The sequence below is a fragment of the Hydrogenobaculum acidophilum genome, assembly GCF_054656715.1.
This window is the reverse complement of record NZ_BAAHXP010000012.1, coordinates 32,050-50,064: the sequence shown is the minus strand read 5'-3', so window position 1 is coordinate 50,064 and position 18,015 is coordinate 32,050. Positions and strand designations below refer to the sequence as shown.

Annotated in this window: 25 protein-coding genes and 2 pseudogenes; 21 read left to right on the top strand and 6 right to left on the bottom strand. The window is 33.3% G+C overall.

Going from position 1 to position 18,015, the window contains the following annotated elements; genetic code table 11:
- From ACYQZV_RS06970 to ACYQZV_RS06950, 5 genes and pseudogenes are all read left to right on the top strand, one after another.
- Positions 1-148, top strand: a pseudogene (locus tag ACYQZV_RS06970) (iron-sulfur cluster assembly scaffold protein); the annotation flags it as partial.
- A 1-nt stretch (position 149) separates the two neighbouring features.
- Positions 150-1,193: a hypothetical protein gene (locus ACYQZV_RS06965; protein WP_459894324.1), complete on the top strand. Its 1,044-nt coding sequence runs from the start codon at positions 150-152 to the stop codon at positions 1,191-1,193.
- Positions 1,177-1,422, top strand: a complete 246-nt coding sequence (locus tag ACYQZV_RS06960; RefSeq protein ID WP_459894321.1) for a sulfurtransferase TusA family protein — start codon at positions 1,177-1,179, stop codon at positions 1,420-1,422. Before ACYQZV_RS06965 ends, ACYQZV_RS06960 begins: the two co-directional genes overlap by 17 nt.
- 8 nt (positions 1,423-1,430) lie before the next feature.
- A complete protein-coding gene (locus ACYQZV_RS06955) occupies positions 1,431-1,658 on the top strand; it encodes a hypothetical protein (RefSeq protein ID WP_459894319.1) in 228 nt (75 codons plus the stop codon).
- Between the two features lie 11 nt (positions 1,659-1,669).
- On the top strand, positions 1,670-1,924 hold the full coding sequence (locus ACYQZV_RS06950; RefSeq protein WP_459894317.1) for a NifU family protein: 255 nt from the start codon (positions 1,670-1,672) through the stop codon (positions 1,922-1,924).
- On the opposite strand, the gene ACYQZV_RS06945 is transcribed toward ACYQZV_RS06950, so the two are convergent.
- From ACYQZV_RS06945 to ACYQZV_RS06935, 3 genes are read right to left on the bottom strand one after another with little or no spacing between them, the layout of a single operon-like run.
- Positions 1,918-2,667, bottom strand: coding sequence for an energy transducer TonB (locus ACYQZV_RS06945; RefSeq protein WP_459894315.1), 750 nt, complete (start codon positions 2,665-2,667; stop codon positions 1,918-1,920). The two genes, ACYQZV_RS06950 and ACYQZV_RS06945, sit on opposite strands and share 7 nt — an antisense overlap.
- A gap of 56 nt (positions 2,668-2,723) precedes the next feature.
- Complete coding sequence (locus ACYQZV_RS06940) at positions 2,724-3,119, bottom strand: ExbD/TolR family protein (RefSeq protein ID WP_459894313.1); 396 nt, start codon at positions 3,117-3,119, stop codon at positions 2,724-2,726.
- Positions 3,106-3,561, bottom strand: coding sequence for a MotA/TolQ/ExbB proton channel family protein (locus ACYQZV_RS06935; protein ID WP_459894311.1), 456 nt, complete (start codon positions 3,559-3,561; stop codon positions 3,106-3,108). Before ACYQZV_RS06935 ends, ACYQZV_RS06940 begins: the two co-directional genes overlap by 14 nt.
- A gap of 47 nt (positions 3,562-3,608) precedes the next feature.
- Between ACYQZV_RS06935 and ACYQZV_RS06930 the strand changes: the two genes are divergently transcribed.
- The 16 genes and pseudogenes from ACYQZV_RS06930 (at position 3,609) to ACYQZV_RS06855 (ending at position 15,943) form a co-directional block, all read left to right on the top strand.
- On the top strand, positions 3,609-3,851 hold the full coding sequence (locus tag ACYQZV_RS06930; protein WP_459894309.1) for an NIL domain-containing protein: 243 nt from the start codon (positions 3,609-3,611) through the stop codon (positions 3,849-3,851).
- A 19-nt stretch (positions 3,852-3,870) separates the two neighbouring features.
- Positions 3,871-4,377, top strand: a complete 507-nt coding sequence (gene lptC / locus ACYQZV_RS06925; RefSeq protein WP_459894307.1) for an LPS export ABC transporter periplasmic protein LptC — start codon at positions 3,871-3,873, stop codon at positions 4,375-4,377.
- Positions 4,367-4,861, top strand: coding sequence for a lipopolysaccharide transport periplasmic protein LptA (gene lptA, locus ACYQZV_RS06920; protein ID WP_459894305.1), 495 nt, complete (start codon positions 4,367-4,369; stop codon positions 4,859-4,861). Before lptC ends, lptA begins: the two co-directional genes overlap by 11 nt.
- Positions 4,858-5,628, top strand: coding sequence for an undecaprenyl-diphosphatase UppP (gene uppP, locus ACYQZV_RS06915; RefSeq protein ID WP_459894303.1), 771 nt, complete (start codon positions 4,858-4,860; stop codon positions 5,626-5,628). Before lptA ends, uppP begins: the two co-directional genes overlap by 4 nt.
- Before the next feature lie 5 nt (positions 5,629-5,633).
- Complete coding sequence (cheB, locus tag ACYQZV_RS06910) at positions 5,634-6,692, top strand: chemotaxis-specific protein-glutamate methyltransferase CheB (protein ID WP_459894300.1); 1,059 nt, start codon at positions 5,634-5,636, stop codon at positions 6,690-6,692.
- 40 nt (positions 6,693-6,732) lie between these two features.
- On the top strand, positions 6,733-7,926 hold the full coding sequence (locus ACYQZV_RS06905) for a putative DNA modification/repair radical SAM protein (RefSeq protein ID WP_459894297.1): 1,194 nt from the start codon (positions 6,733-6,735) through the stop codon (positions 7,924-7,926).
- Positions 7,920-8,618, top strand: a complete 699-nt coding sequence (locus ACYQZV_RS06900) for a TIGR03915 family putative DNA repair protein (RefSeq protein ID WP_459894295.1) — start codon at positions 7,920-7,922, stop codon at positions 8,616-8,618. Before ACYQZV_RS06905 ends, ACYQZV_RS06900 begins: the two co-directional genes overlap by 7 nt.
- Before the next feature lie 53 nt (positions 8,619-8,671).
- Positions 8,672-9,451: pseudogene (locus ACYQZV_RS06895) on the top strand (oxygen-binding di-iron domain-containing protein).
- A gap of 12 nt (positions 9,452-9,463) precedes the next feature.
- Positions 9,464-10,312: a methyl-accepting chemotaxis protein gene (locus ACYQZV_RS06890; protein WP_459894293.1), complete on the top strand. Its 849-nt coding sequence runs from the start codon at positions 9,464-9,466 to the stop codon at positions 10,310-10,312.
- Positions 10,309-10,692, top strand: coding sequence for a hotdog domain-containing protein (locus tag ACYQZV_RS06885; protein ID WP_459894291.1), 384 nt, complete (start codon positions 10,309-10,311; stop codon positions 10,690-10,692). The genes ACYQZV_RS06890 and ACYQZV_RS06885 overlap by 4 nt, the downstream gene beginning before the upstream one ends.
- A 55-nt stretch (positions 10,693-10,747) precedes the next feature.
- The gene (gene amrS, locus ACYQZV_RS06880) at positions 10,748-11,767 is read left to right on the top strand and encodes an AmmeMemoRadiSam system radical SAM enzyme (protein ID WP_459894289.1); all 1,020 of its coding nucleotides are present in this window, start codon (positions 10,748-10,750) and stop codon (positions 11,765-11,767) included.
- Positions 11,768-11,799: 32 nt separating this feature from the next.
- Complete coding sequence (locus ACYQZV_RS06875; protein WP_459894287.1) at positions 11,800-12,513, top strand: zinc ribbon domain-containing protein; 714 nt, start codon at positions 11,800-11,802, stop codon at positions 12,511-12,513.
- Positions 12,513-13,175, top strand: coding sequence for a site-2 protease family protein (locus ACYQZV_RS06870; protein WP_459894284.1), 663 nt, complete (start codon positions 12,513-12,515; stop codon positions 13,173-13,175). The genes ACYQZV_RS06875 and ACYQZV_RS06870 overlap by 1 nt, the downstream gene beginning before the upstream one ends.
- Entirely contained in the window at positions 13,172-14,347 is a 1,176-nt protein-coding gene (trpS, locus tag ACYQZV_RS06865; protein ID WP_459894281.1) for a tryptophan--tRNA ligase, read from the top strand. Before ACYQZV_RS06870 ends, trpS begins: the two co-directional genes overlap by 4 nt.
- Positions 14,344-14,898 (top strand): ribosome biogenesis GTP-binding protein YihA/YsxC, encoded by a 555-nt coding sequence (gene yihA, locus ACYQZV_RS06860; protein ID WP_459894279.1) that lies wholly within the window; start codon positions 14,344-14,346, stop codon positions 14,896-14,898. Before trpS ends, yihA begins: the two co-directional genes overlap by 4 nt.
- Positions 14,882-15,943 carry an AI-2E family transporter gene (locus ACYQZV_RS06855; RefSeq protein WP_459894277.1) on the top strand — a complete coding sequence of 354 codons (1,062 nt, stop codon included), beginning with the start codon at positions 14,882-14,884 and terminating at the stop codon, positions 15,941-15,943. Before yihA ends, ACYQZV_RS06855 begins: the two co-directional genes overlap by 17 nt.
- On the opposite strand, the gene ACYQZV_RS06850 is transcribed toward ACYQZV_RS06855, so the two are convergent.
- Genes ACYQZV_RS06850 through ACYQZV_RS06840 form a run of 3 tightly spaced genes read right to left on the bottom strand, consistent with a single transcriptional unit; the run spans position 15,940 to position 17,989 of the window.
- A complete protein-coding gene (locus tag ACYQZV_RS06850; protein ID WP_459894274.1) occupies positions 15,940-17,103 on the bottom strand; it encodes a sensor histidine kinase in 1,164 nt (387 codons plus the stop codon). The genes ACYQZV_RS06855 and ACYQZV_RS06850 overlap by 4 nt on opposite strands.
- Positions 17,094-17,795, bottom strand: coding sequence for a response regulator transcription factor (locus ACYQZV_RS06845; protein WP_459894271.1), 702 nt, complete (start codon positions 17,793-17,795; stop codon positions 17,094-17,096). The genes ACYQZV_RS06850 and ACYQZV_RS06845 overlap by 10 nt, the downstream gene beginning before the upstream one ends.
- A complete protein-coding gene (locus tag ACYQZV_RS06840) occupies positions 17,792-17,989 on the bottom strand; it encodes a putative motility protein (protein ID WP_459894269.1) in 198 nt (65 codons plus the stop codon). Before ACYQZV_RS06840 ends, ACYQZV_RS06845 begins: the two co-directional genes overlap by 4 nt.
- Positions 17,990-18,015 lie beyond the last annotated feature (26 nt).

The following is an 18,015-nucleotide window of genomic DNA, read 5'->3' as shown; positions in this document are numbered from 1 at the left end:
CACAAACTTAGGTCTTGAAACGCTTCACGTGGCTATAAGAGATTACCTTACAAAGCAAGGTAGACTGGAAGAAGCTAGTGCTATACCTACTTGCTTCGAAGAATCTGAGGAAGAAGAAAGCCAAGAGTTTGGATTTTTAGCTACATAAGATGACATATAAGCCAAGAGCTTTAATACTTTTTTCCGGTGGGCTGGATAGCCAGCTTGCCGCTGTAAACATAGCTAAAGTTCAAGGTATAGACGTTAAGCTTGTGCATTTTTATACTGGCTTTTGCATAACAGAGCATAAAAGAAGACTTGGCATACCAAACAAAGATGGTAAAATACCACAAAATCCAGCTTTAAAAGCTGCTGCAAACCTTCAACTTCCTATAGAAATAATAGACATATCAGAAGAATATATAAACGTAATATTAAATCCAAAATTTGGCTATGGTAAAAACATCAACCCTTGTTTGGATTGTAGAATTTTTATGCTTTTAAAATTAAAAGAAATAATGAAAAAAGAAAATTACGACTTTATAGCTACAGGTGAGGTTTTGGGTCAAAGGCCAATGTCCCAAACAAAAGACAAACTTTTTATAGTAGAAAAAGAAACAGGTCTTAAAGGTTTCATTGTAAGGCCATTGTCTGGAAAGCTTTTACCAACAACAATACCAGAGGAAAAAGGTCTAATAAAAAGAGAACTTATGTGGGATATATCTGGAAGGTCCAGGACAAAACAGATAAATTTGGCTAAAATATACAACGTAGAATACGAACAACCATCTGGTGGATGTTGTTATCTTACGGATGAACATTTTGCTGTTAAATTTAAAGAAGAGATTAGTTTTAAAAAATCTTTAAATTGGGACGATTTAAGTCTCATGACCGTAGGAAGACATCTTAGATTGCCAAACGGCACGAAGATGATAGTATCAAGAAATGAAGGCGAGACAAGATTTTTAAGTGGGTTTAAAAATAGGTTTGATTATGCTTACGTAGATGGTAAAGCTTTGGCTATAATTAAAGATTTTCATATAGACGATATGCCATACATAGGCGGTATAATGGCAAGGTATTCTGGTAATAAAACAACTTATGTAAACGTTTATATAAACAACGATATGATAAATCAGATTGCGCACCCTTTAGAAGATGATATAATAAATTCTTTCAAGATAGGAGTTGAAAGTTATGCTAGAGGACATTAAGGCTGATGTAGAGCACAACGTGTGCGGTACTTATTGCCCAATACCGATATCTGAACTTAGCAATCAGATGAAGAATATGAAGGTGGGTCAGATTATAGAACTAATAGCTGATGACCCAGGCGTAGTAGAAGATGTACCTGCTTGGTGTAAAGCCACAGGTCAAGAGTTTTTAGGAATTTACGAAGAAGACGGTGAGTTTCATGCTTTTGTGAAGAAAATTAAGGATTAGGAGGTTCTATGCAAAATTTAAGATTAAGCATGGATATGGTCTTAGTAGAACTTTTTGAGATAGTCCCAGAAAGTAGAAATCTTTTAATGGATTATGGTTTAAAAAAACTTATAGAAGAGGATGTATTGGATGTGTTGGGGGATAAGCTTTCTGTAAACGGGTTGTTTAGGATATCAAGGGTACCAGAAGAAGAAAAGTTTGAAGTTTGGAATAAGATAGTTTCTTTGGCTTCTTAAGGAGTGTGCTTATGGAAGATAAACTTCAAGAAGTAGAAAGGAATTTGAAGATGATAAGGCCAGCCTTAGATGCCCACCACGGTAATTTGAAACTAGTAGATGTAAAAGACAACGTGGTTTACCTTCAGTTTGAAGGTGGATGCTCAGATTGTCCGGTGGTGGATATGTCTATAAAAAATGTTATTGATACATCTATAAAAGGCAACCTTAGATGGGTAAAGAAGGTTGAAATCTTGTATCCTAAGATAAATATAAGTAGTCAATAATATCCATTTATTAAAAAATATACTGGAAGATTTATTGTAATTTTTTTAGGAGGCTTTTTAAAAGGTGATAGCTCGTATATGATTTTTGGAGCACTCTCGTCTAAAATTTTATAACCGCTTGACTGTACAACCTTTAAAGATGACTTATCTATCGTTCCATCTTTGTTTATCGTGACTCTTACCACCACCTCTCCTTTTATGCCAAGTTTTTTAGCTTCTTTGGGATATAAGTCTCTTTCTCTAGCTTGTTTATTTAAATATCTTATAAGCCAGCTAAGATACTGATATATACTTTCTTCTTTTTTTACAAACTGTTTTATGTTTAAATTAAGATTTGCTTTAGCGTTGTAGTGTTTTTGTCCTTCTTTGGCTATTGGTCTTGAAGGTGGTGATGGTGTGGATGGTTTTAGCGCTGGCTTTTCTTTTTGCTGTGAAGACTCTTTCTGGGGCTTATAACTGCTTTTAGGTAAAGAGTTTAAGATGTGGGAAGGTAGGGCTTCGTACCTTTGGGTTTTTGGTCTTGTTGCATTGACTTTCCGATGAGGTTTTGATATATGATGTTTTAAGGGTGTTTGTTTTATGGGTTTTTGTAGTGGGATAGGGGGGAGTGGTACTGCTTTTGGCATTATGTTTTTATTTGGAATTCCCTTTTGTACCATGGTTATCTCTATTGGTTTGTTTTTCTTTGGTTTTTTGGTTTTTAGGTGTATAAATGCTATCAAAAGCCAAATATGTAAAAGCAAAGATAACAATATACCTAAGATAAAGTATTCTTTTTGACGATTTTTAAGATGCGGTGTCATTCTTTTTTGGTTTCTATCATGTACTTATTTATACCAAGCTCTCTACAAGCATCTATGACACTTACTACGTTTTGAAAAGGCGTGTCTTTGGAAGCTTGTAACACTATAGTAGATTCTTTGTTGGCCACTTTTGATAAGGTGTCTTCTAGCTTGCCAGTTATAATTTGGTTGTTTATCAATATTGTGCCGTCTTTTTTTATGGCTATTACTACGGGTTTTGTAGATACAGCGGTTCTTTCTGATGTTTTAGCCTTTGGTAAATTTACAGGAATTTTACCTTCCACCATAAAAGTGGCAGTAGCCATAAATATTATAAGTATTACAAGCACTATATCCACAAAAGGGGTCATGTTTATCTCTGATATTTCTTTGTCTTGGTCAAATTCTTTCATGGATTTTCCCTTTGCTTTCATGTAGTAAAAGTAGATACTTCATTTTTCTAACAAAGTAGTTGTAAGCTATAACAGAAGGAATAGCCACAAAAAGCCCCATAGCCGTCGATACCAAAGCCTGAGATATACCCTCCATTACAACTTTCACACCAAACTGCGATGAGTTGCCAAGATCGTTAAAGGCTTTTATAACCCCAAGCACCGTTCCGAAAAGCCCTATAAACGGAGCGTTGTTGCCAAAAGTGGCCAATATGCCTAATCTTTTATCTAATGCAATTCTTAGTTCAAGCTCTTTAAAAAGTTCGAGTCTTTTGCTTATGTATCTGTAGGTTAAAAACCTCTCTATCATAACAGCTACAGAAAAAATGCTCATCACTATGAGAAGATACAGTACCGGGTCCCCACCTATGAGGGCTAGCTTTAATAAAAACTTTGTAATCATAGCATTTATTATAAATTAAAATAATCTTTTTATGTTATAATACTTTTATGAATTTTGTAAGGTTAAGGCTTATATACCCAGAAAGCGTTGCTAAAGAACCTATCATATGTAGTGTATGTAAAAATTTTAATATTGTGGTAAATATCAAGATGGCAAAGGTTACTCAAGATAGTGCAATACTAAATATAGAAATAGATGGAGATATAGAAGAAATAGAAAAAGCTATGAAGTTTATGCAAGAAAAAGGCATAGACGTACAACCTATAGAGGGTCAGATATTTACAGAGTAATCTTTGATATAATTATTTTGTGCAGCTAATAATAAGTCTAATAGTTATAATATTTTTAAGTATCGGAGCTTTTTTTATATACGAAAAAGAGCATATTCATCAAAAAGAGACAAACTCACCTCAGATATTAAAACAAATAAACCTTAGAATATATACAAATAAGCAAGATGCCTGGAATATAACAGGTGATTTGTTGGTAATGAAGGGTCAATATATAACGCTAAAGGACATAAAAGCTATAAACCCACCTTATAAAATATTGGCAAAAGAGGGGGTTTTAAATAAAGACTCAGGGATAGGTTATTTAAAACAAGATGTGGTGTTCTCAAGAAAAGACAAAAATGGACATGAGGATAAAATATATACCCAGTATACAAATATAGATTTGAAAAACTCTCACTTCTGGGCCAACAACGATATTATAATATCTGCTTCTAACTTTGCTTCTTATGGCAAATCTTTTGATATAAATTTAAGACCATCTTTACATATCGTAGTTTATAATATTAAAAGCTATGAAAAATAAAAAGCTAATTTTTATTGTTTTTGTTTTGTTTTTATCGTTTTTAGCTTTTAGCAAAGAAAACAACGGCGGAACCTCTATAAACTCAAATAATTCAAACAAACCTATATACATAGAAGCAAACAAAATGGACTACAACAACAATGTAATAACCTATACCGGCAACGTAATAGCCACAAGAGGGAACGGAAAGTTAACCTGCCAAGAGCTAAAGATATTTTTAGACAAAAATAAGAAAATAGAAAAAATAATAGCCACAGGGAACCCTGTTTATACTGAACCTAATAAGCTTATAAAAGGGGACATTATAGAATATGACGTTCCACAAGAGGAGCTTATAGTAACTGGTAATGCTTATTTAAAAAACAAAGGCAACGTTGTTCAAGGAGATAAAGTTATATACTATAAAAAGCTAAATAAAGCTATAGTCACTGGTAAAAGAGTACAATCTATATTTATACCAAACAACAAAGGAGAAAAACCTTGAGTATAATACATGCTATAATCCTTGGTATTGTGGAAGGAGCTTTGGAGTTTTTGCCAGTGTCGGCTGCTGGTCATCTTACGCTAGTAGGAAAACTACTTGGGATCGATACCGAAAATCCGGCTTTTAAAATATATGAAATATTTATGCAGATAGGTGCCGTGATAGCAGTAATAATACTTTATTCAAAAAGACTTGTGGTGGATAAAAAAATATGGTTTAAGATAATAGCTGGTTTTGTACCAACGGGAGCTATAGGATTTTTGTTTTATAAGCCTATAAAACACTTTCTTCTTGGAAATCCGTTGATAACCGCAACCATGGTATTTTTAGGTGGTGTTATCATAATAATAGTAGAATCTTTACCCAAAAAACCTAAAATTATAAGCTTAGAAGATGTAACCATAAAAGATGCTGTTATAGTTGGCTTTATTCAATCTCTTGCTTTGATACCTGGGGTATCTCGCTCAGGTGCTACTATAATAGGCGCTATGCTCATAGGTTTTGAAAGAAAAACTGCCGCTGATTTTTCTTTTTTGATAGCAATACCAACTATATTGAGTGCAGGCTTTTATTCACTTTTAAAAGACCATAGCCAAATACATCATCAGGATATTTTACCGATGGGTATTAGCTTTATAACAGCCCTTATTTTTGCAATTCTTTCTGTAAAGACTTTCTTAAACTTTATATCTTTCAACAACCTTAAAATTTTTGGATATTATAGAATAATCACTGGATTAGCTTATTTGGCTTATCTTTTGAGGTGATTGATATGGCGAATGTGCTCATAGTTGATGATTCATTTTTTATAAGGGCAGCGATAAGAAAAATATTAGAATCCTCTGGGTTTGCGGAAAATATCTATGAAGCTAGCAACGGCTTAGAGGCGCTAGAGATTTTGAAAAAGCAAAACATAGATCTTGTTACTTTGGATGTAGAAATGCCAAAGATGAACGGTTTGGAGACTTTGGAGCATATAAAAAGAGAAAATATAGCAACACAAGTTATAATGGTTAGCGCTTATACTACCCAAGGAGCAAAAGAAACTATAAAAGCTTTGGAGTTGGGGGCTTTTGATTTTATAGCAAAACCAAAAAACTACGCAGATTTTTACAAGGTGAAAGACGAACTTTTAAAAAAGATAGAAAGCGCTATTTTAAAGAAGAAAAGCATATTAGACAAGTTAAAAGCCTTAAAAGAAGAAAAGAAGATTGAAGCAAAGCCGCCTCAGATAACACCATCTACTATTAGAAAATTAGGAAATAGAGGTGTTGTAGCGATAGGTATATCTACTGGAGGTCCACAAACCCTCGGAGAGATATTGCCAAAATTACCATCAGACTATCCATATCCGATAACTATAGCAATACATATGCCAGATACATTTACGAAAAGTTTTGCAGAGCATTTAAATTCAAAATGTAAATTAAATGTTAAAGAAGCCGAAGAAAACGAAGTATTAAAGCCAGGCAATGTATATATATCAAGGGGTAGAATAAATATGGTAATAACTGGAAGTGAGAATATGCCTATAGTAAACTATGTAAAGGATAATTCTTTAATATATGTACCATCCGCTAACTTACTCTTGTCTTCTTGTGCCAAAGTTTTTAAGGAAAATACCTGCGGTATAGTAATGACCGGTATGGGTGATGATGGGTCTAAAGGTATAGTGGATGTTAAGAAAAACGGTGGTATTACAGTGGCAGAGGACCCAAAAACGGCTATTTTGTGGGCTATGCCAGAAAACGCCATAAAAACTGGTTGCGTAGACTTTGTTTTGAAAAAGGAAGAAATTCCAACCTTTCTTCTTAAAATAGCAAAACAATAATCATTTTAAAAGCCTATAAAACAACATATATTTTATAAATATGGATGTTGAGCAAAAACTAAGGATTTTAGCCGACGGCGCTAAATATGATGTATCTTGTGCAAGCTCTGGTGGCAAAAGAGAAACTATAGAAGGTGGTATAGGAAATTCTTACGCTCCTGGTGTGTGTCATACTTTTACATCAGACGGTAGATGCGTATCGCTTCTTAAAGTGCTTTTCACCAACGTTTGTATCTTTGACTGTGAATATTGTATAAATAGGGCTTCCAACAACATAAAAAGGGCTTCTTTTACTCCAAGAGAACTTGCCGATATCACTATAAATTTTTACAAGAGAAACTATATAGAAGGCTTATTTTTGAGTTCTGGCATAGCAAAATCTCCTGACCATACAATGGAGCTCATGCTAAAAACCGTGAAAATCTTAAGAGAGGAGTATAAATTTAACGGATATATTCACTTGAAACTAATACCCGGGGCTTCTAAAGAACTTGTAGAAGAAGCTTCAAAGCTTGCCGATAGGGTTAGTTCAAACATAGAGCTTCCCACAGAAAAAAGTTTAAAGCTTTTAGCACCAGAGAAAAACAAAGACAACGTTTTAAAACCTCTAATGTTTGTAAAAAAATTAAGGGAAAACAGTGAAAAGCCAGTAGCAAGCTCTTCAACACAGCTTATAGTAGGAGCCACCGATGAGCCAGATTACCACATATTAAAGCTAGCTTCTTACTTTTACGAAAAAAAAATACTAAAAAGAATGTATTACTCAGCATATATACCTGTACCAAATACAAAACATATAAAATTAGATAAAACACCCCTTTTGAGAGAACATAGACTTTATCAGGCGGATTGGCTTCTTAGATTTTACAATTTTAAGTACGAAGACATAGTAGAAAAAGATTCAAATTTAGATTTAGAGTTAGATCCAAAAACAGCCTTCGCTTTGAAAAACATACATCTTTACCCAGTGGATGTAAATAAAGCCTCTTACGAAGAGCTCATAAAAGTACCAGGTATTGGCAGAAAAAACGCTATGAAGATAATTCAAGCGAGAGCTTTCAAAACATTGGAAGACATAGACCTTATAAAGCTTGGTATATCCATAAAAAAAGCCAAACATTTTATAGTGGCAAAAAGATACTTAGGTTATAGCCTCTCACCAGAATATATAAGAAAAGCTATCATAAAAGGAGAATCTAAAGGTCATTCTTACACCCAACTAAAGCTATGGTAAATATAATTTTTGAGGATAGCTTTGAAGGGTTTTTAAGTGCTTTGTTTTATGCTTTTAACAACGATATAAAAAATCCTATTTTTTTAAAAGCCCAAAAACCATCACTTTTTAAAACTGTAAAAGTGGATTTAGATGAAAGCATAATCGAAAAAGCAAAGAGTTTGCTAGAAGACGATATTATAGAGCTTTTTTACGATTGTTTTTGTTTTGATGAGGAGAAAGCCTTTTCCGATGTTTACAAAAGCTTTTTGTTTTATATGAAAAATAAGCATTTAAAGGATATATACAAAGACTTTATAAGAAATTTAGTTTATTATAGAAAATCAGTAAATAGAGAAAGGCACAAGTACATCGGTTTTTTAAGATTTCACCAAGTGGATAATATTTTATATGCAAAGTTTGAACCAAAACACTTTGTATTGGATTATTTGGGGGAGTTTTTCAAAAAAAGATATCAAGAGGAAAGCTTTATAATACACGATATAAAAAGAAGAAAAGCTGCTGTTTATTATGAGAAAAATCTTAGTATAGAAGTTTTTGATAAAGAGGTAAATGTAGAAAAAGACACGTATCAAAAGCTTTGGAAAGCATTTTTTGAAGCTGTCACTATAAAAGAGAGAGCCAACAAGAGGTTGCAAAATCATTATGTGCCAAATTATTTTAGAAAACACATGATTGAATTTAATCATTGACTTTTGTCTCATGATATATTACAATAAGCAAAAAGTATACATAGGAGGACAAAATGCTTACAAATGAAAAAGTATCTATAGTGGACGGGGCAGTTTTGTACGAAGATGGGGAACACAAGTTTATATGGCTTGGATGGGAAGAAGAGGAGGAAGAAGGGTTTGTCCAGGTAAATCAGTACATCATAATAAACAGAGGAAAAGGATTTTTACTTGACCCAGGCGGTGTATATGTATTTCCACGGGTTATATCAAATGTATCTACATACGTAGATATAGAAAATATTCAAATGATATTTTATTCACATCAAGATCCAGATGTATCTTCTGGTATCGCCCTTTGGCTTGCCAATACACCGGCAGAGGTTTATATATCAAACCTATAGACAAGGTTTGTGCCGCACTTTGGTGTTACCGATATAAGGAGAATAAAAGGTATACCAGATAGAGGCATGACTTACACTCTACCAACTGGAGATATTTTAGAGTTTATACCAGCTCATTATCTTCATAGCGTAGGTCAATTCAACGTCTACGATAGAAGGTCAAAAATTCTTTTTTCTGGTGATATCGGAGCAGCGGTATTTCCAAGAGGTGAAAGAAAAGTCTTTGTAGAGGATTTCCAAAGACATGTTCCACTCATGGAAGGATTTCACAAACGATATATGAATGGAAACGTAGCTTGTAGAAAGTGGGTAAACGAAGTGAAGAAAAGAGATATAGATATGATAGCGCCTCAGCACGGTTCTATATTTAAAAAAGAAGATGCCAATAGATTTTTAGATTGGCTTTCTTCTTTGAGATGTGGTCTTGACATAATAAACGAGATATATTAAACGGAGGGGATTATGGAGATAGTTTTTGATAAAAATAAGATGTTGAGAAAAACAGTAAACAATCTATCTAAAAAACTTTATAAAAATATACTGATAGAATCTTTTGTCAAAAATACTAAAAAAATAATAGAAGAAAGAGTAAAAGATAGCGAAGAAAAATCTATAGGTATCAAAAACGCCATAGAAGAGTTAAGTCAAACCATACATAGCATGAGTCAAAATGCCCAAGACGTAAAGTTTTCCATGGAGCTGCTGGTAGATAAATCTATGTCTTTAAGAGAGGAGATAGACAATAAAAAAGAAAGTGCCATATCTTATACAAAAGAAGTGAAAGATATAGCAAAAGAGGCTGAAAATCTTGCAAAATTTTCTGAGCAGATAGTAAAAGTCACTAAAAATATAAACTCTATAGCAGAACAAACTACTATTTTAGCTTTGAATGCCTCTATAGAAGCAGCTCGTGCTGGGGAAGCTGGCAGGGGCTTTTCTGTGGTGGCAGATGAAGTGAGAAAACTCGCTAAGAAAACCGAGGAGTTTTCAAAAGATATAAATTCTACTACACTCATGCTCAAAAATGCTATCATGGAGTTGTCTAACAAAATATACAATTTAGAAACCATATTTAAGAACTTGGTAGAATATTTTGAAGATATAAAGAAAGCATCGGAGCAAAACATAGACTACGCTGAAAATACAAATTCTTTAATGAGTTCAATAGCAAATGCTTTAGAAGAACAAAGCGCTGTTTCTAGCACGATTTTAACCTCTGTAGAACAACTAAAAGACAGCATCTCTAAAATATATATAATATTTAGCAATATCATACAATCCCAAGACAACTTAGATAAATTAATAAAATGATGATTAACACACATTTAAAGATTAATCAAGGTCTTTGTGGTACGCCGATAGAGATAGGCGATGGTTATGCTAATGTAAGCTTACAAGCTACAGAAGAAATGATGGTTGATGAAAAAGGCTTAATACATGGTGGGTTTATCTTTGGGCTTGCGGATTACGCTTCTATGTTAGCCGTGAATCATCCAAATGTAGTTTTAGCAAAAGCCGAGGTAAAGTTTCTAAAACCTGTAAAACTTGGAGATATAATGATGTCTCATGCCGAAGTAAAAGATGTAGATAAAAACAAATACAAAGTTGAAGCTTATGTAAACGTTGGAGACATGAAGGTTTTTGAAGGAATTTTCTTGTGTGTTGTAACATCTAAACACGTTTTAGAATAAATTCTTTATAATCAATTCTATTGATAAAATCTAAAAACTATTTTATATTATAAAAATGTTTATAGAGGCCTCACATTGGAAGACAACCGAAGATGGCAAAGTGATATGCGAGCTTTGTCCTGATTATTGCAAACTAAAAGAGGGTCAAGTGGGGGTTTGCGGTGTTAGATTAAACCAAAATGGTAAACTTATGAGCGCTACATATGGCTCTTTAGTATCTATTGCATTGGATCCTGTTGAGAAAAAGCCGTTGTTTCACTTTTTACCAGGTCATAAAACCCTTACCATAGCAACACCAGGATGTAATCTACACTGTCTTGGTTGTCAGAATTATGAAATATCTCAAGTAAAAATAGAAGAATCAAACAAATCTTTTTTTGAAAACACCTTTGTACCTCCTAAGGATATAGTGGATAAAGCTTTGGAAACGGCTTCTAAAAGCATATCCTATTCGTATTCTGACCCAATCATATTTTATGAGTATATGCTAGATATAGCAAGGCTAGCAAAAGAAAAAGGCCTGAAAAATATTATGGTAACGGCGGGTTATATAACCGAAGAACCAGCTTTGGAATTGATGGATGTTATAGATGCTTTTAGTATAGATTTAAAATTTTTTTCAGAAAAAGCTTACGCAAAATATTCTAAAGGTAAGCTTGAACCAATTTTAAGCTTTATAAAACTATGTTTAAAGCATGAGAAATGGATAGAGCTTACCACTCTTTTAGTGCCAAAATACCTTGACGAAGAACAGATAAGGCTTATAGCTAAGTTTATAAGCAAAGAGCTTGGCCCTCATATACCGTGGCATATATCAAGGTTTTTCCCGTATTATAAAGCTATGGACCTTTACCCTACTCCAGAGCCTATGATAGAAAGAGCTTATGAGATAGGTAAAGAAGAGGGTTTATACTATGTATACACTGGCAATATAAAATCAGATCATGAAAATACCGTATGTCCGAAGTGTGGGAATATAGTTGTAGAAAGAGATAGGTACTTTATTAAAAGCGTAGAACTAACGAAGGGTAAATGTAGTTTTTGCAGTTATCAAATAGAAGGTGTTTTTGAATAATAATTTATCTGATATAATATTAGACTACTTATATGGATAAAGATAGCTTGTTAAAACTTCTTGCTCTACAAGAAAAGGAAGAAAGAGTGTTGAGGCTTTTAAGAGAAAAGGAAAAAATATTAGAAGAAATAAACGCATTTGAGAAAAACATTGAAGATTTAAGCTCAAAAATAAAAATAATAACCCAGCAAAAAGAAAGTATTAAACATCAGATAGAAAATTTTACAAAAAGCATAGAAAACTACGAAAAAATGTTAAACAAAATATCAAAGTCTTTAAAAACTGCTAAAAACAAAGAACTTTATAAAAATATACTAAGGGAAAAATCCAAAACTGAAAACGCTATAATAAACACAAGAAATTTGTTAAAACAAGCTTATATGCAATTAAACAATTTAGAAAATTCTAAAGAGTTGAAAGAGCTATTGTCTAGGCAAAAGTTCATTTTAGAAGAGCTTAAAAATCTTAAAGAGGATTTAGAGAATATGGAGATGTCTATATCAAAAGCCCAAAAAGATTTAGAGGATTATAGAACTTCTTTAGATAAAAACCTTGTGGATTTTTACGAGGATGTTAAAAAGAGAGTTGTACCGGTATTTGTGCCGATGGACAAGAAAGCTTGTTCGTATTGTGGAACAATATTGCCTTTGGACTTTTACAACAGACTCATTCAAAACAACATACACACATTTATGTGTCCTAACTGCCAGCGTATTATCTATAAACATTTTGATATAATAAAATAATGAACTTTGAACAAATTATAGTAACCGTCCCGGCTTTGATGATGGCTGTTATTTTTCATGAAATAGCACATGGAGCAGCGGCTTATATGATGGGAGATAAAACTGCTAAAGAGGCTGGGAGGCTGACTATAAATCCTATACCTCATATAGATCTACTTGGTACCATAATATTACCCGGTGTTTTAATGTTGGTGGGATCTCCTATACTATTTGGATGGGCAAAGCCAGTGCCTATAGACCCGCGCAGATTTAAAAATTTGAGAATGGGTATGTTTATAGTATCCTTGGCGGGAGCTATGGCCAATATAACAATGGCTATTTTGGGAGCTATTGTTTTTAGGTTTTTAGAAAGCACCATTGCATCAGATATAAATCCACTTTTTTTTGCAAGCGTAGTAGACCCTCTCTTGTGGTTTTCCAGAGAGCTTGTTATAATAAACTTAGTATTGGCATTTTTTAACTTACTTCCTATACCACCTCTCGACGGAAGTCGTGTAGTAATGAGTTTTTTTTCAGTAAAATATTGGCAGGAGTTTTATAAATTTGAACCATACGGGTTTTTAATACTTACTCTTTTGATATTTACTGGTGTAATAGGCAGGATTATATACCCATTTATAGCCATAGCTTACAAAATACTTTTGGGTGGGTTTGGCATATGAGAATAGTTAGTGGTATGAGACCTACCGGCAAACTACATATAGGACATTTTTTTGGAGCTGTTAAAAATTGGGTAGAACTCCAAAAAAGCAATGAAACGCTTTTTTTTGTAGCGGATTGGCATGCTCTTACCACATCTTATAAGGATATATCTAAAATAAAAGAAAATACGCTTGAAATGGTGGCAGATTGGATTGCAATGGGACTTGATCCAAACAAATCTATTTTGTTTATCCAATCAAAGGTCAAATATCATGCTGAGCTAAACCTTATACTTAGTATGATAGTGCCCAAAAGCTGGCTTGAACTAAACCCTACCTACAAAGATACTAAGTACAACCTTTTGAAGATAAACCATATAGAAAAAGAATACGAAGAAAAGCTTAAACCTCTTTTAGATATATTGGCTAACAGTGCTCCAGCCAATATAGAAGATGAAGATTTATTTAAAAAAATAATGCTTGATGCTCTTACTGATGCTTTTATTAAGCTTTTAATAGAAGGCGTAATAGACAAAGAAAAGCTTGGAGAATTAAACATATCAAAGAGAGATTTCTACGAGACAGACACTTTTGGATTTTTTGGATATCCAGTTTTGATGGCATCAGATATACTTATTTACAACGCCGATGGGGTACCAGTAGGAGAAGACCAGCTTCCTCATATAGAGATAACAAGGGAAATAGCGCGAAGGTTTAATTATCTCTACAAAGAGTTTTTCAAAGAGCCAAAAGCCATACTCACAGAGACACCGAAGCTACTTGGCACTGATGGACGTAAGATGAGCAAATCTTACAACAATACAATCATGATAGATGAAACCGAAGAAGAAACTACTTCAAAGATTATGAAGATGTTTACAGACCCAGAGAAGTTGAGAAAAAACGACCCAGGGCATCCTGAAAAGTGCAACGTGTTTAGCTATCACAAGATATTTACCAACGCAGATGAGACTTCAAATATCGAGCTTGATTGTAAAAGCGGAAAACTGGGATGTGTGGAATGTAAAAAGATACTTTCTAAAAATCTAAACGTATTTTTAGCACCTATAAGAGAAAGAAGGAAAAATATAGATAAAGACATGGTGAAAAACATACTTGAAGAGGGCACCAAAAAAGCAAACGAGATAGCAAAATCAAATATGGATAAGATAAACGATATTTTAGGTTTATGAAGTTTAAAGGCTCTTACGTAAAAGATTTTCCAACTGATAAACCCTATATTCTATTGACGGGACGCTCCAATGTGGGCAAATCTTCTTTGATAAACGCCATTGCCAATACTAAAATAGCTAGGGTTAGTAAAGACCCGGGGCTTACGGCTATGTTAAACTTTTATATAGAGTCTGATATATACTTGGTGGATACACCGGGGTATGGTTATGCAAAAAGATCTAAAAAAGAAAGGGAGCAGTGGGCTCATATAATAAACGATTTTATCGAAAATCACAATGAAAATATAATTTCTGTTTTTGCTTTGGTGGACGCTGTAGTGGGTCCCACTGAGCTTGATATTACGCTTATTGAATATTTAGATAGCAAAAACTTAGACACCACAATAATTTTAACCAAAATAGACAAGGCTACACAAAAGGAATTAAGCAACACTCTAAAACGTTTAGAAGCTTTTAGAAAAGATATTATAAAAACCTCTTCAAAAGAAGGCGTTGGTATAAAACAACTAAAATCCATGATAAAAGAATTATCCCATGTTAAAAAAAGATAAAACTTTAAACATAGGCTTTACTATATTTTTGATAAGTCTTTTACTACTCGCTTTATACACGTTGAGACCATTTTTTACGCCTATTGTTTGGTCTATTATAGCGATAATTACTTTTTATCCTCTTCATCAGAGGTTATCAAAAGCCTTAAAATCTGAAAATCTTAGCTCTTTTATCGTTACGCTTCTTATTTTGTTGATTGTGGTTATCCCTTTTTCTGTGTTTGGAGTGCTTATAATAGAGCAAGGTATTTATCTTGTTCAAAACGCTAGTGCTTTTGTAATGAGCCTTGACCAGCAAAAAGTTTATCTCATATCTAAAAAATTACCCATCATAGGCAAGCACATAACTTATTACAAGTTTTTAAGATTTTTGCATCTAAATGCCCCTACAATAAATCAAGCTATAAACACAACCCTTGCTTACATAGCTTCATTTTTAGGAGACCAGCTAAAGAATATGATATTTTTCGTGGGAAGTTTTATGCTAAAAGCTTTGATATTTTTAATGTCTACGTTTTTTATGTTAAGGGATTGGGATAAGTTTATAGACTTTGTAAAAGATATAGTTCCTATGAATACAAAAGATTTTGACACTATATTAAAAACTGTATACTCTACTGTGTTGAGTGTGGTATATGGATTTGTGGGTACTGCGTTGATACAAGCGGTGTTTGGATTTTTTATGTATTATTATTTTACTCCAAACTACGCTCTTGTGCTAGCTTTTGCAACGTTTATGTCTTCTTTTATACCACCTCTTGGCACAGCTTTAGTGTGGGTGCCCTATGGATTTTACGTAGCCTATCAAGACGGTATTTTACCCTCCTTGGGGTCTTTTTTATATTCAACTTTGTTTATAATAGGGTCTGATAATTTTGTAAGGCCTCTTCTTATGAAAAAAGCTATCCATATACCATATATACTTCTTTCTTTATCAGTGTTGGGTGGGCTTTTTAGCATGGGTTTTTTGGGTATGTTTTTAGGTCCTATAGTATTTACTACGCTTATTACAGCTTTTAACATATATAAAGAAAAATTTTCTTAAAAAGGTATATGTACCGTTATGGTGGTACCTTTTCCCTCTGTTGATTCTATATGCATTTTCCCTTTTAATATGTTTATAGATTTTGATACTATAAAAAGCCCCAAACCAAATCCTGGTTTATCGGTATTGGCTCTTTCAAATTCTTTTGTAATACTTGAAAGTTTGTTTTCTGGAATACCTATACCGCTGTCTTCTATCACTATTGTTAAATATTTGCCATTTATTTTAGCTTTTATCTTTACATAACCTTCTTTTGTATATTTTACGGCATTTTCTAAGAGATTTGATATTATGGCTTCGTAAAGCTCCCAAGAAGAATTTACTTCTATTGGTTCCAAATCCAATTTTACATCTAGTTTTTTTTCTTCTATAATAGGCTCTAACTCTTTTAGTGTTTTCATTATTACATCTTCAAGCATAAAGGTCTGTTTGTTTAGCGTTGAGTATTCATCTGCTTTTGCTATAAAGACCACTTTATTTAGAAGATTGTTTAACTGCTTTAAAGCTCTTGATATCCTTTCTATATATATTTTATCCGGGTTTATTTCTAATAAAGAAAGGTTTGTAGAGATGATGGTAAGAGGGGTTTTAACCTCATGGGAGAAGTTTAGTGCCATGGTGTATATTCTCTCCATAAAACTTATGAAACTGTTTGTTATGGCTTTTGCTATAAAAAATCCCGTAAAAGCTATAATTACTGAAAGTATCACCAATGCCAATATAAAGCTGCTTAGAAGCTTCTTTTTTATAGATTCAAATTTTGTCATATTCCTTGCTACTATCACCGTAAGTTTGCTTGGCAAAACAGCCCTTATATACATTATTTTTTTGCCGTTTATATAACCAAGGTGAAATCCCGGTTTAAATTTATAAAACCTAAAGCTTGGGAAATTTCTAGATATACTAATTATGTTTCCATTTTTATCAAGCACCGCTATGGATTCATCGCTAAAGGTGAGCCATTTTGTATTTTGTGTTATATTTTGAGAGCTTATATATGTGAGCTCTTGTTTTAAATCAGAGGCTACAAAATTGTCTACCAATATACTAAAAGCTACATAAGATGATATAGAGAATATGAAAACTATTGCAAAAATAACTAAGCTATATACTACCGTAAGATAAGCAAGGGTATTTTCTTTTTTTTCTTCTAATCCCAATTAAGTTCTTCTTGTGTTTTTGAGCTATCCTTTGGTTCTATTGAATAACCTATGCCGTATACAGTTCTTATCTGACATCCGGAGCCTTCTATTAACTTTCTTATGGTCCTTATATGAGACCTCAAAGAGAAAGACGATGGTTCTTCATCTATCCCCCATGCGTAACTAAGCAGTTGTTCTACTGTTACAACTCTTCCGGCGTTTGAAATAAGTTTTTCCAATATCAAAAACTGTTTTTTTGTGGCTGGTATAATTTTGCCCTCTATCTGGATTGTGAAATTAGAAGTATCTAAAGATAACTTTTCGCATGTTAGCTCTGCGTTTGTTGATTGCCTTGTCCTTCTTACTATAGCTTCCATGCGCGCCAAAAGCTCTTTCATATCAAAAGGTTTTGTGAGATAGTCATCAGCTCCTATGTTAAAAGCGGTAAGCTTGTCGTTTATACCATCTTTTGCAGTAAGCACTAAAAATGGAGTTTTTAGATTTTCTTCCCTTGCGTTTTTTAAAAGCTCAATACCGTTTTTAGGCCCTAGCATCAAGTCTAATATTACTATATCGTAAGATTTATCTTTTGTAGCGTATTTGGCATCTTCAAAGTTTGATACAAAATCTGCAAGCCAACCTTTGCTACGGACTATATCCTTTATTGATAAAGCCAAGTCTATATTATCTTCTACTATAAGGACCTTCATGCTTTAACGTTTAGCTTTTCCCCTGTGTATGGTGGATTATTTGAATTGTTTGTATTGCTAACCTCTCCTAACAGCTGTTGAACTACGTTTGACTGATTGTCTAACATAGATTTCAACCCCCATATTTGTTGTTTATTTACATTGCTAGCTTGTTGCATATCAGTTGCTATGTTTGCTATATCCATGTAGCTCATATTAATACCTCCTATAAATTAATATA

Coding starts and splice junctions, on each gene's coding strand:
- ACYQZV_RS06930 (WP_459894309.1), top strand. CDS start 3,609: ATGAATTTTGTAAGGTTAAGGCTTATATACCCAGAAAGCGTTGCTAAA.
- trpS (WP_459894281.1), top strand. CDS start 13,172: ATGAGAATAGTTAGTGGTATGAGACCTACCGGCAAACTACATATAGGA.
- cheB (WP_459894300.1), top strand. CDS start 5,634: ATGGCGAATGTGCTCATAGTTGATGATTCATTTTTTATAAGGGCAGCG.
- ACYQZV_RS06960 (WP_459894321.1), top strand. CDS start 1,177: ATGCTAGAGGACATTAAGGCTGATGTAGAGCACAACGTGTGCGGTACT.
- yihA (WP_459894279.1), top strand. CDS start 14,344: ATGAAGTTTAAAGGCTCTTACGTAAAAGATTTTCCAACTGATAAACCC.
- ACYQZV_RS06875 (WP_459894287.1), top strand. CDS start 11,800: ATGGATAAAGATAGCTTGTTAAAACTTCTTGCTCTACAAGAAAAGGAA.
- ACYQZV_RS06890 (WP_459894293.1), top strand. CDS start 9,464: ATGGAGATAGTTTTTGATAAAAATAAGATGTTGAGAAAAACAGTAAAC.
- ACYQZV_RS06905 (WP_459894297.1), top strand. CDS start 6,733: ATGGATGTTGAGCAAAAACTAAGGATTTTAGCCGACGGCGCTAAATAT.
- ACYQZV_RS06955 (WP_459894319.1), top strand. CDS start 1,431: ATGCAAAATTTAAGATTAAGCATGGATATGGTCTTAGTAGAACTTTTT.
- ACYQZV_RS06845 (WP_459894271.1), bottom strand. CDS start 17,795: ATGAAGGTCCTTATAGTAGAAGATAATATAGACTTGGCTTTATCAATA.
- ACYQZV_RS06935 (WP_459894311.1), bottom strand. CDS start 3,561: ATGATTACAAAGTTTTTATTAAAGCTAGCCCTCATAGGTGGGGACCCG.
- ACYQZV_RS06840 (WP_459894269.1), bottom strand. CDS start 17,989: ATGAGCTACATGGATATAGCAAACATAGCAACTGATATGCAACAAGCT.
- amrS (WP_459894289.1), top strand. CDS start 10,748: ATGTTTATAGAGGCCTCACATTGGAAGACAACCGAAGATGGCAAAGTG.
- lptA (WP_459894305.1), top strand. CDS start 4,367: ATGAAAAATAAAAAGCTAATTTTTATTGTTTTTGTTTTGTTTTTATCG.
- ACYQZV_RS06940 (WP_459894313.1), bottom strand. CDS start 3,119: ATGAAAGAATTTGACCAAGACAAAGAAATATCAGAGATAAACATGACC.
- ACYQZV_RS06965 (WP_459894324.1), top strand. CDS start 150: ATGACATATAAGCCAAGAGCTTTAATACTTTTTTCCGGTGGGCTGGAT.
- ACYQZV_RS06900 (WP_459894295.1), top strand. CDS start 7,920: ATGGTAAATATAATTTTTGAGGATAGCTTTGAAGGGTTTTTAAGTGCT.
- ACYQZV_RS06885 (WP_459894291.1), top strand. CDS start 10,309: ATGATGATTAACACACATTTAAAGATTAATCAAGGTCTTTGTGGTACG.
- ACYQZV_RS06855 (WP_459894277.1), top strand. CDS start 14,882: ATGTTAAAAAAAGATAAAACTTTAAACATAGGCTTTACTATATTTTTG.
- ACYQZV_RS06950 (WP_459894317.1), top strand. CDS start 1,670: ATGGAAGATAAACTTCAAGAAGTAGAAAGGAATTTGAAGATGATAAGG.
- ACYQZV_RS06870 (WP_459894284.1), top strand. CDS start 12,513: ATGAACTTTGAACAAATTATAGTAACCGTCCCGGCTTTGATGATGGCT.